We start from the raw sequence: 13,353 nt of genomic DNA, 5'->3' as shown, positions 1-13,353 counted from the left end.
TGAGAACGGGACCAGGAGCACGGGAACGAGAGACCCGCTCAACCTCTAAATATTGAACCATAATAAGAAGGAGGGGTTCCCATGACTGAAGAGCAGGTGGGGGTAATTGTCAAGTTTTTTGCCAAGCCGGGGGTTGCTGCCCTGGAAGTAATGCACGGATCCATCAAAAAGGGCGATTTGCTGCGATACAAGGGTCACACCACCGATTTTACAGAAGAGATCGCCACCATGGAGGTCGACAATCAACCGGTTGATGAAGTCACGGCCGGAGATCTCGTGGGGGTGAAAGTGAGGGAAAAAGTCAGAGAAGGAGACAAAGTTTACAAGGTATCGGAGTAGCCTTCCATCTCTTTCATGAGCCTGGGGATCAGTTTTCTGATAACGCCTTCTTTATCAAAGGCATTTACCTCAGCGTATCGCGGGTAGTCAGGGTGATCCCGACTGAGAAGAGGTATTTTTGCCTGAAGCCCCGGAGCTAAATTGTCAAACTGCATGATCAGCCCTACCAGGGTAATTTCCTCACCCGGATACGCCTCCAGCCAACCGAGTCTTTTCATGCATTCAAACCGGATGCGATCCAGCAGAAACAGATGCAGATCCATTATGGCCATCTTCTTTTTTGGATCCAACTCATGAAATTCGAATCCCGAACCCAGTCCTTTGAGGCTCATGATCAGATCATACAGGTAAAAGGCGCCTTTATCTTTTCCCTGCGCCAGACAGGAGAGAGTTTTTAAGGAGATATCACACAGCCGGGTATCAGACCCGAAATCCTCCCTGAACCGGCTTGCCCAGTTCCGAAAGCCCCGTCGCACCGCCAACTGGAGCCTCCCTTTTTCCAGATCAATTACCTGCGACATGGTGTCCCCGCTCCCCCGGTTATCACTGATCCTCTTTTTCAAGAAAAGGGATGGTGAGCTGGTACACGCCGCCTTCCATAACCGCCTGGATAGGCCCCTCAGCCGCTGATTCAAACACCTTCAACATGGATGTATTGGTGGCCAGCACATCGGCCCTGAACCCCTCGATTCCTCTGTTCTTGGCGATTTTCGCGAGCATTTCAAAGAGGAATGTTGCAATCCCTTTTCCCTGATAATTCTCATCCACGACAAAGGCCACATCCGCATAGGGGATGTCGTGCAGGTGGACATACCGCGCCTCGGCAATGATGCGCCCCTCTCCCGGCTCACCCACCAATCCCACCATGGACATGGTCTTCCTGTAATCGATATTCACATACTCCTGCATCTTCGCGTGGGGCATGGTCTTTATCGGAGAAAAGTAACGGTAATAGACCGCGGTATCCGAAAACCGATAAAAAAGGCGTCTCATTTCATCCACATCCGAAGGTTTGATCGCCCGGAAACGAACGCAAAGCCCTCCACTGAAGAGATGGTCGCAGGCCAGTTCATCAGGGTAAAGGTGTCCTGATTCCGCCAGGTAGAGCTGGTCAGGAAACAATAGATGCCTTTCCTTGGCAAGCCGCACCAGCTCTGCCCGATCAGCGGGGTGGGCAATATCGATGAGTGCCAGGGCGCGCTCACGGGTCGTCCTTCCCGTCATGGAGGCGACCCCATATTCCGTCACCACCAAGTCCAGGGATTCCCTGTTGGAAAACTGGCTGGGGTAATCTTCCACCGAAATGACAATATTGGCTTGGCTTTTCAGGTTGCGGCTGGGCAGGGCAAAAATGGTTCGTCCTCCTCTGGAAAAGGCCGCCCCGCTGAAGAATTCCTGGGCCTCCCCCGGTCCGGCCCCCACATTCCCCTTCCCGGTGTGCAGGGCAATGCGGCCGGTAAGATCCACCTTCCGGGCCGGCAGGACTACAATGAAATGGTCATTGGCTCCGATTGTCATGGGATCCGCCACCACATCGATCCCCTGAAATTCTATCAATGGATTGCGGTGCAGCCAGCGCATCAGCTCTTCTGTACCGATCGCATAGGCAGTGACCGATTTGCCCAGGAAAACACCCTTGCGCCGATTGCTCACGGCACCGCTCTTGACCAGGTCCATCAAGGCGTCGGTAAAAAAAGGAGAATGGATCCCCAGATGCCGTTTTTTCTTCAGCTGGCGTGCCAAGGCATCGAACAGGGGGCCTACGGAAAAGGCGATGCAGCTACCATCCGGAATCAAATACGCCACATTGGCTGCCACCTTTTCAAATACCTCATCCACCGGCCAGCGTGGAAAATAGATGGGAGGCTCGGTGGCCTGAACAAGATAATCAAAGTCATCGATGTGAACGAATGTGTCGCCCAGCGTTCGGGGGGCCCGATCATTGATCTCACCAACCACCAATGAGGCCTGGGCCATGGCCTGCCTTGCGGCGTCCACTGAAGGCCCCAAGCTGCAATATCCCCAATCATCAGGGGGCGTGATCTGGATAAAGGCCGCGTCGATCCCGATGATTCCGGATTCCATGAGATGTGGAATCCTGGAGAAGGGGGTGGGGATAAGATCTATCCGTCCGGCGGTAATCGCCTCGCTGGCCACCCACCCGGCAAAAAAGGTCTTGAGCCGAAATTTCTGCGTGTTTTCTTCTGAAATGGATACGGCCTGCCCGAAACTCACCAGTTGTATGAACTCCAGATCGCGGAGGTTTCCGGCGTCGGATGCCATCACGCTTTTCACCAGGGTCCTCGGCTCTGCCACGCCGGTCCCCAGAAAAATGCTCATGCCGGGCCGGATGTTCGAAAGGATCTCGCCGGGCGTTACCAGTTTGGATTCCCAGCTCTTTTTTTCTGATACAGACATGGATACACCTGATAATTTAGAATTCCGAATTCAGGGATTCAGGAATTAGCATCAACAAAACCACCCCGATTCCTCAATTCCTCAATCCCTGCGCCATCACCACCCGGTACGCGCGGCTGTAGTCCTTGATCCGGGTCTCCTGTCGGTACTTCCCTGTTCGGGCGATGATGTCAAGGGCCTTTTGCGTCTGCCGGGGCGCCATTTCCAGAATGATCCATCCTCCGGGATTCAGGAAATCGTGCGCCCCGTGAATGATCCTTTCCAGGTAAAACATACCTTCTTCCCCCCCATCCAACGCCTGCCGGGGCTCATAATCGCGAATCTCCGGAGATAAGTGGTCGTATTCCGCAGTAGAGACGTAAGGAGGGTTGGAGACAATCATATCAAATTTGTCAACCCCTTTCACAAGGGGTTCCCACAGATCTCCCCGGCAAAAGCGGATTCTGTCCGACAGGCCGTGCTTCAGCGCATTTCGTCGGGCAACACCCAGGGCCTGTTCGGATATGTCCGTGGCCCGGACCGAGGCGCAGGGGATTTCTTTGGCCAGGGAAATGGCAATGGCCCCACACCCCGTACCCAGATCGAGGATCTCGATGGATGGATCTTCTATCGTAGAATTTTTTTCAAGGATGACAGCCTGTTCTACAATGATTTCGGTCTCAGGCCTCGGGATGAGAACCCTCCGGTCCACCGCAAAGCTGAGGGACCAGAACTCCTGTGTCCCTGTGATATACTGGAGAGGCTCGTGATCGATCCGCCGTTTGATGAGAGAACGATAAGCGGAAAGTTCGGTTTCGGTGAGCGGCTGGTCGAAGTTAAGATAGAGCCCCACCCGTTCCACATGGAGCTGGTGGGCGAGGAGCACTTCGGCGTTCAGACGGGGGTTTTCGATTCCCTTGTCTTTCAGATAGTCGCTCGATACTTTGAGGAGATCTTTTATGTGCCATGTCTTGGAAGACATTTAAGGCTCAGTTTCCGTTGGTCTTTTTGAGCGCGTCCGTCTGAAAGTGAGTAATCAGGGGGTCGATAACAAGGTCCAGCTCCCCTTGTAAAAGGGCATCCAATTTGTAGAGGGTAAGGCCGATCCTGTGATCCGTGACCCGGGCCTGAGGATAATTATAGGTCCTGATCCGCTCACTCCTGTCTCCGGAACCTACCATGGTCCGTCGTTCTTCGGAGATTTTGGATTGCTGCTCGGAGGTCTCTATATCCAAAAGTCGGGATCTCAGGACCTTCATCGCCTTTGCCTTATTCTTGTGCTGAGATTTTTCATCCTGACAGGTCACGACGAGCCCGGTGGGGAGATGCGTGAGACGGACTGCAGAAGCCGTCTTATTGACATGTTGCCCGCCGGGTCCTGATGAACGGTACAAATCTATCCGCAGATCCTCGGGGTCGATTTCCACATCGATCTCCTCGGCTTCCGGAAGAATCGCCACGGTGACCGCCGAAGTATGTATTCTGCCCTGGGTCTCAGTCTCGGGTACGCGCTGGACCCGATGGACCCCGCTCTCATATTTGAGCCGACTGTATACGCGTTGCCCCTCCACCAAGACGATGATCTCTTTGATTCCCCCGATGCCTGTCAGGTGCTGGCTGAGGATTTCCGTTTTCCATCCCTTCAGTTCGGCGTAGCGGCTGTACATCCTGAAGAGGTCGGCGGCGAAAAGTGCCGCTTCCTCCCCGCCCGTACCCGCCCGTATTTCCAGGAGGATGTTCTTATCGTCATTCGGATTCTTGGGGATCAGCAGAATCTTCAATTCCCGTTCTATCTCTGAGCGCTTTGCTTCTAATGCATCCATCTCTTCCCTGGCCAGGTGTCGGATTTCAGCGTCGGAATCGTCCAGCAACGATCGATTGTTTGCGATTTCCACCTGAAGCGCTTTGAATTCCCGAAAGCTCTTCACGATGGGCGCAAGCATACTCCGTTCCTTGGCATAGCTCTGATACGTCTTTTGATCCCGGATAACCTCGGGACGCCCCAGATCGGCCTCCAGCTCATTATAGCGCTCTTCAATTTCTTCGACTTTGGCAAACATCACCACACACCTCAAGATCATTTCCGACGCTGCCCAGAGGCCCTCACGTCCGGTCTTATCCGATGCGATAATCCCTGTGTCACCCCACCCTGCCTGACATTTATCAACACTCTGCCGGCAAAGAGGACACGGGTCGATTTTTCAAATTTCTTCCGGCGGAGGCACCATTGCTGGGTTCTTGCAGAGAAGGCGACCCAGCTTTTCACCAGAGCCGTCGGGCGAAACAATCAGGCAGGAATTGGGGGAGGAGAGTCTGAGGCCCCGACATCGATCCAGCCAACAGGGCGCCGTATCTTAGCCGGCAGCCTTGCTTTCGGACTTTGCCTGGTTGAACGTGGCGTACTTTTTTCTGAAGCGTTCTACCCTTCCCGCTGAATCTACCAGTTTCTGTTTGCCCGTAAAAAACGGATGACATTTTGAACAGATTTCCACATTGATTTCTTTCACAGTGGAGCCGGTCTCAAATTCATTGCCGCATGCACAACGAACAGTGGTTCTGTAGTATTCCGGATGGATTCCTTTTTTCATCTTTCATTTCTCCTCACAAAAATTAATCGCTCATTGAGCTCAAGAATTCCTTATTATCCTTTGTTCCCTTAATTTTTTCAAGCAAGAATTCCATGCTGTCCACCGGTGTCAGGGGCGCAAGGAGCTTGCGCAGAATCCAGATGCGGTTGAGGTCCGCCTCATCCAACAGGAGTTCTTCCTTACGGGTTCCTGAGAGATTGATGTCAATGGATGGGAAAACCCGTCTGTCGCTCAATTTCCGATCCAGGTGAATCTCCATATTGCCCGTGCCTTTGAACTCCTCAAAGATAACCTCATCCATCCTGCTCCCCGTATCGATGAGTGCCGTGGCAATAATGGTGAGGCTGCCCCCCTCCTCAATATTGCGGGCTGCTCCGAAGAAGCGTTTGGGCTTGTGGAGGGCATTGGAATCGAGCCCGCCGGAGAGAATCTTTCCACTCGGGGGAACCACCGAGTTATAGGCCCTTGCCAAGCGGGTAATACTGTCCAAAAGGATCAAGACATCCAGTTTGTGCTCTACCAGTCTCTTGGCCTTCTCAATGACCATCTCCGCGACCTGGACGTGGCGGTGAGGGGGTTCGTCAAAAGTGGAACTGATCACTTCGGCGTCCACGGATCGAGCCATATCGGTGACCTCTTCAGGCCGTTCATCAATGAGAAGGACAATCTTGTGGATCTCTTTATCGTTGGCCGAAACGGCATTGGCGACATTTTGAAGGAGCATGGTCTTCCCCGTCCTCGGCGGAGCGACAATCAGACCCCGCTGCCCTTTTCCGATCGGCGTCATCAGATCCATGATTCTCGTGGAATAGTTGTCGGAAGAAACCTCCAAAGGGATCCTCTTATCGGGGTAGAGCGGGGTAAGGTTGTCAAACAGGATCTTTTCTCTGGATATCTCCGGGTCCTGATGATTCACCTTTTCCACTTTTAGGAGGGCAAAATACCGCTCCGATTCCTTGGGCGGCCGTATCTGGCCGGAGACCGTATCCCCCTTTCTCAGGTTAAACCGGCGGATCTGGGAGGGAGAGATATAGATATCGTCAGGACCGGGAAGGTAGTTGGCGTCCGGGGCCCGCAGGAACCCGAAACCATCTGGAAGAATTTCCAGGACCCCTTCACCATATATCAATCCGTTTCGGGCGGAATGGGCCTGCAGCAGGGCAAACGTGAGATCCTGCTTCCGCATCCCGGAGGCCCCCTCAATATTAAACTCTTTTGCCATTTCAGTCAGCTGGCTGATCTTCATTTCTTTAAGTTCAACAAGATTCATCTGTTCTCTCCATTGTCACAGCCTCGTTAATGAGGTGGTTAAAAAGTTGCGTGATTGTGAGGTCAAGCAGTCAAGGCACTGTCCTTGTCTGTTCTTTCGTTGGTTCCTCAGTACATTCGAATTCAGGTCGAGCAAGAACCTTTGCCCGGCCGGATCGATACAGATGACCCCTTCCAAAGAAGGTTCGGCCGCTCAACCATATGATGATTTCTATAGAGCATTCAGGAGGTATGTAATCCGATTGAATTTTACCATATTTCCGTCGCCCGGGTGTCTGACGCTCGACCGGAAAGCGTATGAAGTCCGACGCAGGTCGACTGTAATGAATATAATTTTGAAAGACACGAAAGCCCTCTTGCGGACAGGAGGCCGTGTATGAAAAAACCCTTTTGTGTGAGTTAATGAAAGTTACTCAGCAGAGTTGTTATGAAGTCTACACAGATATCCGGTCTGTACCGAATCCTCCGAAAGGCAGGAAAGATTTAAGATGCACATCATTATAGACGCGATATCTCCAATGTCAAGGCTTTTCAGAACAGGATTCCGAGTTATGGTTGCAATTCCAGCGATTTCAGACAGTCCAACGCATGTTTCATGTCATATGGCAGGGCCGATTCGAATTCCATATAGTCCTGGGTCACCGGATGGAGGAACCCCAAACGGCTCGCGTGCAGCATCTGTCTGCCAAAATCGGGCAGGAGCTCCGCTTTGCCTGTGGAGGGCTTTCTCCGGCGATCTCGCCGGTATCCATAGACCGGATCTCCAGCAACGGGATGGCCGATGTGGGAGAGGTGCACGCGAATCTGGTGGGTGCGCCCGGTCTTAATGGAAACGGACAGGAGAGAAAAGCCGCTTTGGAACTCCATCAGGTTCCGCCACAGGGACAGCGCGTGCCTGCCGGATTCTACCACCGCCATCTCTTTTCGTCGGACAGGATGTCGGGCGATGGGGAGGGCGATTTCCCCCTTTTCTCCGCTCAGGTGTCCATGCACGAGCGCGAGATATTCTTTTTGCACCCGGCCGCCCTTGAATTGTCCCGATAAAGCGGCGTGGGCAAGGTCGTTTTTTGCCGCCACCATAAGTCCGGACGTATTCTTGTCCAGGCGGTGCACAATTCCAGGCCTCAGTGTACCCCCGATACCGGAGAGATCTTTGCAGTGTTTGAGAAGCCCATGGACCAGTGTCTTGGTTGAATGCCCGGGGCCGGGGTGAACCACCACCCCTGCAGGCTTTGACAGAACAATCAAGGCCTCATCTTCGAAAACAACCTGAAATTCGACATCATCGGGCGTGAGAATCATTTCTGACGGAGGGGGAATGGCAAGAAGAACCTGATCCCCCGCCTTCAGTTTATGGCTCGCCTTGGAAGCACAGCCGTTTACCCTGGCGTGACCCTCCTTGATGAGCGACTGTATCCTTGACCGAGACAGACCGATTGAATTGTTGCAGAGAAAAACATCCAACCGGGTACCCTGTTCGTTCTCAGGTATTTCACAGAAAAATATCCTGTCGGGATTCCGTGACATTCATAAACATGCTGACGGGTGCTGAGATCATTTCATTGAGGTGCCGAGGACAGGGACGATACCAATTATGTGGATCAGGAAAACATTCCATCGAGGTCTTTCTCCACCTGCGATTCGCCGATCTGTTTTGCAAGGGATATTTCCTTGATCAGCAGGCTTCGGGCGGTTTCCAACATCTTTCTTTCACCGAAAGAAAGCTCCTTTTCCACCCTCAGCATCAACAGATCGCGATACACCTCGGCAACCTCAAACACGGAGCCGGTTTTAATCTTGTCCATGTACTCTCTGTAACGCCGGTTCCAGGTCTGATTGTCAAGGGCAACGTCCCTTTTTTCCAGAATGGAGTAGAGCCTCGGAAGCTCTGTCTCATTGATAATCTCCCTCAGCCCCACATTATTCACGTTGCTGGTGGGAATCATGATAATCATATTGTTATCGAGAATTCGCATGACATAAAAATCCTGTTCACAACCGGAGATTTCCTGGTTTTCAATCCTCTCGATGATGCCGACGCCATGCGCAGGATATACGGCCAAATCACCCACACTGAACATTTAGACCTCCTTAACTCAAATCGTGAGGCATCAGGGAACGCGGAAGCATATCAATCCCTCAATTCCTCAGGACGGCCGCTCTAAATCAGCGGCCATTTCAGTCACGGTTCCGCAGGCACGGAATCAGGCCTCACAGCCGCAGGCCCGGTGGCAAAAGGGTTCCTCCTTCTGCCATGGGCCTTACAGGCTGTGAAACATATGAACATACACCAATTTTTCTTTACTCAAACACCTTCAGGAACAACCCGACCACCGGAAGAATGGGGGCAAGGACCAGGGCCACCACGGACATTAGTTTGATCAGGATGTTCATGGCAGGACCCGAGGTGTCTTTGAACGGATCGCCCACGGTGTCGCCTACCACGGCGGCCTTATGGTTGTTGGAACCTTTTCCGCCCAGGTTCCCAGCCTCGATCCATTTCTTGGCATTATCCCAGGCGCCGCCGGCGTTGGCCATGTACAGGGCCAGGAATGCGCCCATGACCGTGGCGCCAAGGAGCATCCCGCCCAGCGTCTTGGTTCCAAGCAGGAAGCCCACGGCCACAGGCGAGAGGACCGCAATGAGGCCCGGGGCCACCATCTCTTTCAAGGAAGACGCTGTGGCGATGGAAACACACCTGGCCGGGTCGGGCTTGGCGCCCTCTTTGCCTTCCAGAAGGCCCGGAATTTCTCGAAACTGCCGACGGATCTCCTCCACGATGGCAAAGGCGGCCTTGCCCACCGACGTCATGGTGAGGGCCGCGCAGGTCATGGGAACCATCGCGCCGAGAAGGACGCCGATGACCACCATCGGGTCGTCGAGGCGGATCATGTCAAGGCCTGCCGCCTGAATATAGGCCACGAACAGGGCCAGGGCCGTCAAGGCCGCAGATCCGATGGCAAACCCCTTGCCGATGGCCGCGGTGGTGTTGCCCAGGGCATCCAGGCTATCGGTAATCTTACGTGTCTCGGGTCCCAAACCGGACATCTCGGAAATCCCGCCGGCATTGTCGGCGATGGGTCCATACGCATCCACCGTCATGGTCGCCCCCACCGTGGCCAGCATGCCCACCGCGGAAAGACCGATTCCGTAGATCCCGGCTGTGGTGTAGCCGACAAACGTGGCGATACAGATACCCATGATCGGAAGCCATGTGGACTGCATGCCCACGGCCAGACCGGCAATAAGGAGCGTGGCAGCACCGGTCTCGGACTGTTTGGCGATATACTTGACAGGCGGTCCTGATGTGTAATATTCGGCCAAAAGACCGATGGCGATGCCGCACAGGAGCCCGGAAAAAATCGCCCAGAATGCCCCCATCGGCATGCCGATGGACTTGGTGACGATATAGGTAAGGATAATGAAAATAATGGCCGCCACAAAGGTGGTATATCTCAACGCCCCGGCAGGATTCCCTTTCTGGAAAATCTTGATGGAAAATACGCCGAAAAAGGAACTGATCAGGCCTGCCATGACCACCAGGATGGGCATGGACATGTATTTCAATTTGATGGCAACGGGATCGAGGTCTTTGAGAACCGGAAACTGTGCCAGGAAGTCGGGGGTAATGGCCATGGTCGCACCGATGGCAATGGTGGCGATCACGGAACCGACAAACGACTCGAAGATATCCGCCCCCATACCGGCGATATCTCCTACGTTGTCTCCCACGTTGTCAGCGATGACGCCCGGGTTCCTGGGGTCATCTTCGGGAATGCCCGCTTCCACCTTGCCCACCAGGTCGGCACCCACGTCCGCGGCCTTGGTGTAGATCCCGCCGCCCACACGGGCAAAGAGGGCGATGGAACTGGCCCCCATGGCAAAGCCGTTGATGTACTGGGCCGTGTCCGGAGAACCGCCATAGATCCAGAACCAGAAGCCCAGGCCCAGCATTCCAAGCCCTGCTACGGCCAGACCCATGACCGATCCGGAAAAGTACGACACATTCAGGGCCTTTGCCTGGCCATGCTTATTGGCTGCCTCGGCGGTCCTGGAATTGCCCCTTGTGGCCGCGGTCATCCCTGAATAGCCTGCGGCAATGGAGCATGCAGTTCCGGTCAAGAAGGCAATCGCGGTTTTCCATGAAATCCCCCAGCCCAGAAGGACAAACACAATGGCAATAAAAACAACAAGCACGGAATACTCTTTTTTCAAAAAGGCCATCGCGCCTGTATGAATGGCAGACTCCAGTTCCTGCATCAGTTGATTGCCATTAGGCTGCTTTTTTACATAGCCGTAGATGAGCCACGCAATAATCAGGCTCAGTATCCCCAAGAAGGGGGCATAAATGGTTAATCCCTGCATCAGTTTTTTCCTCCTTAGTTTACTAAATTCAGGCGATTGATATGATTCATCGCCGATTCAACCCCTTCCAAAACAAATCGTTCGCATGCGTTCACAGCCGCCCGGATCGCTTCTTGGGCAAGCTGCCTTTCATCGGCATAAAAGGGAGCCAGGACAAAATTTTCCACGGCCTCGCTATACCGTGGACGGCCTATTCCGACTTTAACCCGGCAAAAATCCGTGCTCCCCAGATGTCGGATGATGGATGATACACCTTTGTGCCCTCCGGCCCCGCCGTTCTTGGCGACCTTTATCCTTCCCAGGGGGAGGTCCAGATCGTCATGAACCACCAAAATCCTGTTGGTCTCCAGGGCATAATAGCTGGCACAGGCCCTGACCGATTCACCGCTCAAGTTCATAAAGGTCAGGGGGCAAAGAAATATAATCCTATTTCCCCGGAATTCCGCCCGGATGGTCTTTGCACGGAAGCGGCGGCTGCTTAAGGACAGCCCCAGATCCTTGCACCACAGGTCAATAACCTTAAACCCTGTATTATGTCTCGATGTTTCATATCCCGGTCCGGGATTGCCGAGGCCCACAATCAAGTGCAAATTGCCTGTTACTGTTCACCCCCTTCCTATTCTTCCTTAGTTCCTTCAGCAGTTTCCTCTTCTGAGACTGCCGTTTCTTCCTCGATTCCCTCTTCAGCGATTCCCTCTAATCCTCCCACAGGTGCGGAGACCACGGCTACCGTAAGATCCCCTTCTTCCACGCTGGTGATCCCTTCCGGAAGCGCGATGTCTCGGATATGAACCGAATCTCCCATCTCCAATCCAGCCACATCGATCTCCAGAGAATCTATTAACCTATCAGGAAGACAGGACACGGTAAGTTCTCTCCGCACAATCTGGAGAAATCCGCCATCTGTCACGCCTATCGGCGTGTTTACCAGGCGGATGGGGATATCCACCGTGATCTCCTTATCCATGGAGATTTCATAGAAGTCGGCATGAAGATAATTATTCTTGACAGGATCCATCATGAGGTCCTTCACCATCGCCTTCCGGGTCTCTTCCCCGTGGCGAGAGGTGATTTTAAGATCCAGAATGGTATTCTCGAATCCGGACAATTTGGTGATCCGCTCGAATTCGTGGTAATTGACGGCCAGCATCATCGGATCGGTGTTCGGGCCGTAGAATATCGCCGGCAGCTGATTATTTTTCCTGAATTTTCTGGCTGCGCCCTTTCCCTTTTGGTCTCTTTCCTGGGCGGCAAGTGTTAACTGATGCATGGGATCCTCCCCTATTAATAAAATTTTTCACAAGCGAAAAAATTCCTGAATATCTTCAGGCGTTTTTTTGTAAGCTAGACAAACAACGTGCTGACTGAATGAGAGTTATGACTTCTTTTGATGGTTTCCCCTAACAGTTCTGCAATGGATAAGACAATGATTTTGCGGCAATCCCTGGCCTGCTCATTCAGGGGGATGGTATTGGTAACGACCAGGCTGTCGATCGGCGAGGCATCGATTCTCTCAATGGACGGCCCTGAAAGGACAGGATGGGTGCAGCAGGCATGGATTTTGCGGGCACCCCGGTCCTTCAGCGCGGCGGCGGCCTGCGTGAGTGTCCCTGCGGTATCCACCATATCGTCAAGAATGATGGCGGTCTTCCCCTTCACCTCGCCGATGATGTTCATTGCCTGGGCAATATTCGGGGCTTCTCGTCTCTTGTCTATGATGGCCAAGGATGCATCAAGGCGCTTGGCAAAGGCGCGGGCCCGCTCCACACCGCCGGCATCGGGTGAGATAATGACCAGATCGTCTTGCAGGTTATTTTGGATATACTTCAGCAGGATGGGCGCGGCAAAGATATTATCGACAGGAATGTTGAAGTAGCCTTGAATCTGGCCTGCATGCAGATCCATGGATACCACCCGGTTTGCCCCCGCAGTGGTGATCAGATCGGCAACCAGCTTTGCAGTGATGGGGACCCTCGGTTTGACCTTCCGATCCTGTCGCGCATAACCGTAATAGGGGATAACCGCAGTGACGCGCTCGGCCGAGGCCCGCCTCATGGCATCCATAATAATCAGGAGCTGCATCAGATTGTCATTGACAGGGGTAGAGGTGGACTGGATCACAAAGACATCCCTTCCTCTGATGTTTTCCCCGATTTCCACCTGGATCTCTCCATCGCTGAAGGTCTTGGCCAGGATCTTTCCCGGCCTGATGCCGAGGTAATCGCAGACCTCAAGGGTTAATGCAGGATTTGAGGTGCCACCAAACAGTTTTATTTCCTGATCCAAATTGCGTCCTCTTCATCAATTCCCATTTGGCTGGGGTGGGAGGATTCGAACCTCCGAATGCGGGCTCCAAAGGCCCGTGTCTTACCACTTGACGACACCCCAGTAGCAC

General features: G+C 53.3%; 13 protein-coding genes and 1 tRNA gene. 1 reads left to right on the top strand and 13 read right to left on the bottom strand.

Going from position 1 to position 13,353, the window contains the following annotated elements:
• The first annotated feature begins 81 nt into the window (after window positions 1-81).
• A complete protein-coding gene (locus K9N21_07465; protein MCF8143740.1) occupies window positions 82-339 on the top strand; it encodes a hypothetical protein in 258 nt (85 codons plus the stop codon).
• Here K9N21_07465 and K9N21_07460 read toward each other — a convergent pair.
• The 13 genes from K9N21_07460 to K9N21_07400 form a co-directional block, all read right to left on the bottom strand.
• Window positions 321-860, bottom strand: a complete 540-nt coding sequence (locus tag K9N21_07460) for a hypothetical protein (protein MCF8143739.1) — start codon at window positions 858-860, stop codon at window positions 321-323. The genes K9N21_07465 and K9N21_07460 overlap by 19 nt on opposite strands.
• Window positions 861-882: 22 nt before the next feature.
• Window positions 883-2,757 carry a GNAT family N-acetyltransferase gene (locus K9N21_07455; protein MCF8143738.1) on the bottom strand — a complete coding sequence of 625 codons (1,875 nt, stop codon included), beginning with the start codon at window positions 2,755-2,757 and terminating at the stop codon, window positions 883-885.
• 73 nt (window positions 2,758-2,830) lie between these two features.
• Window positions 2,831-3,718: a peptide chain release factor N(5)-glutamine methyltransferase gene (prmC, locus tag K9N21_07450; protein ID MCF8143737.1), complete on the bottom strand. Its 888-nt coding sequence runs from the start codon at window positions 3,716-3,718 to the stop codon at window positions 2,831-2,833.
• 7 nt (window positions 3,719-3,725) lie between these two features.
• Window positions 3,726-4,796: a peptide chain release factor 1 gene (gene prfA / locus K9N21_07445; GenBank protein MCF8143736.1), complete on the bottom strand. Its 1,071-nt coding sequence runs from the start codon at window positions 4,794-4,796 to the stop codon at window positions 3,726-3,728.
• A gap of 294 nt (window positions 4,797-5,090) precedes the next feature.
• Window positions 5,091-5,324, bottom strand: a complete 234-nt coding sequence (rpmE, locus tag K9N21_07440) for a 50S ribosomal protein L31 (protein MCF8143735.1) — start codon at window positions 5,322-5,324, stop codon at window positions 5,091-5,093.
• 22 nt (window positions 5,325-5,346) lie between these two features.
• Window positions 5,347-6,594, bottom strand: a complete 1,248-nt coding sequence (gene rho, locus K9N21_07435) for a transcription termination factor Rho (GenBank protein MCF8143734.1) — start codon at window positions 6,592-6,594, stop codon at window positions 5,347-5,349.
• 548 nt (window positions 6,595-7,142) lie between these two features.
• Window positions 7,143-8,120: an RluA family pseudouridine synthase gene (locus tag K9N21_07430; protein MCF8143733.1), complete on the bottom strand. Its 978-nt coding sequence runs from the start codon at window positions 8,118-8,120 to the stop codon at window positions 7,143-7,145.
• A 74-nt stretch (window positions 8,121-8,194) separates the two neighbouring features.
• Complete coding sequence (locus K9N21_07425) at window positions 8,195-8,674, bottom strand: CarD family transcriptional regulator (GenBank protein ID MCF8143732.1); 480 nt, start codon at window positions 8,672-8,674, stop codon at window positions 8,195-8,197.
• A 220-nt stretch (window positions 8,675-8,894) separates the two neighbouring features.
• Window positions 8,895-10,958, bottom strand: a complete 2,064-nt coding sequence (locus K9N21_07420; GenBank protein MCF8143731.1) for a sodium-translocating pyrophosphatase — start codon at window positions 10,956-10,958, stop codon at window positions 8,895-8,897.
• 14 nt (window positions 10,959-10,972) lie between these two features.
• The gene (gene pth / locus K9N21_07415; protein ID MCF8143730.1) at window positions 10,973-11,548 is read right to left on the bottom strand and encodes an aminoacyl-tRNA hydrolase; all 576 of its coding nucleotides are present in this window, start codon (window positions 11,546-11,548) and stop codon (window positions 10,973-10,975) included.
• Between the two features lie 26 nt (window positions 11,549-11,574).
• Complete coding sequence (locus tag K9N21_07410) at window positions 11,575-12,228, bottom strand: 50S ribosomal protein L25 (GenBank protein ID MCF8143729.1); 654 nt, start codon at window positions 12,226-12,228, stop codon at window positions 11,575-11,577.
• A 74-nt stretch (window positions 12,229-12,302) separates the two neighbouring features.
• Entirely contained in the window at window positions 12,303-13,244 is a 942-nt protein-coding gene (locus tag K9N21_07405) for a ribose-phosphate pyrophosphokinase (protein ID MCF8143728.1), read from the bottom strand.
• A 27-nt stretch (window positions 13,245-13,271) separates the two neighbouring features.
• Window positions 13,272-13,346, bottom strand: a tRNA-Gln gene (locus K9N21_07400).
• Between the last annotated feature and the right edge of the window lie 7 nt (window positions 13,347-13,353).

It is taken from the genome of Deltaproteobacteria bacterium (assembly GCA_021737785.1).
GTDB lineage: Bacteria > Desulfobacterota > DSM-4660 > Desulfatiglandales > Desulfatiglandaceae > AUK324.
This window is presented reverse-complemented; position numbering and strand designations above follow the sequence as displayed.

Bases quoted from the DNA above. Each gene is read 5' to 3' on its own strand.
- K9N21_07465 (MCF8143740.1), top strand. From the start codon at position 82: ATGACTGAAGAGCAGGTGGGGGTAATTGTCAAGTTTTTTGCCAAGCCG.
- prfA (MCF8143736.1), bottom strand. From the start codon at position 4,796: ATGTTTGCCAAAGTCGAAGAAATTGAAGAGCGCTATAATGAGCTGGAG.
- K9N21_07420 (MCF8143731.1), bottom strand. From the start codon at position 10,958: ATGCAGGGATTAACCATTTATGCCCCCTTCTTGGGGATACTGAGCCTG.
- rpmE (MCF8143735.1), bottom strand. From the start codon at position 5,324: ATGAAAAAAGGAATCCATCCGGAATACTACAGAACCACTGTTCGTTGT.
- K9N21_07455 (MCF8143738.1), bottom strand. From the start codon at position 2,757: ATGTCTGTATCAGAAAAAAAGAGCTGGGAATCCAAACTGGTAACGCCC.
- rho (MCF8143734.1), bottom strand. From the start codon at position 6,594: ATGAATCTTGTTGAACTTAAAGAAATGAAGATCAGCCAGCTGACTGAA.
- K9N21_07430 (MCF8143733.1), bottom strand. From the start codon at position 8,120: ATGTCACGGAATCCCGACAGGATATTTTTCTGTGAAATACCTGAGAAC.
- K9N21_07410 (MCF8143729.1), bottom strand. From the start codon at position 12,228: ATGCATCAGTTAACACTTGCCGCCCAGGAAAGAGACCAAAAGGGAAAG.
- K9N21_07460 (MCF8143739.1), bottom strand. From the start codon at position 860: ATGTCGCAGGTAATTGATCTGGAAAAAGGGAGGCTCCAGTTGGCGGTG.
- K9N21_07425 (MCF8143732.1), bottom strand. From the start codon at position 8,674: ATGTTCAGTGTGGGTGATTTGGCCGTATATCCTGCGCATGGCGTCGGC.
- prmC (MCF8143737.1), bottom strand. From the start codon at position 3,718: ATGTCTTCCAAGACATGGCACATAAAAGATCTCCTCAAAGTATCGAGC.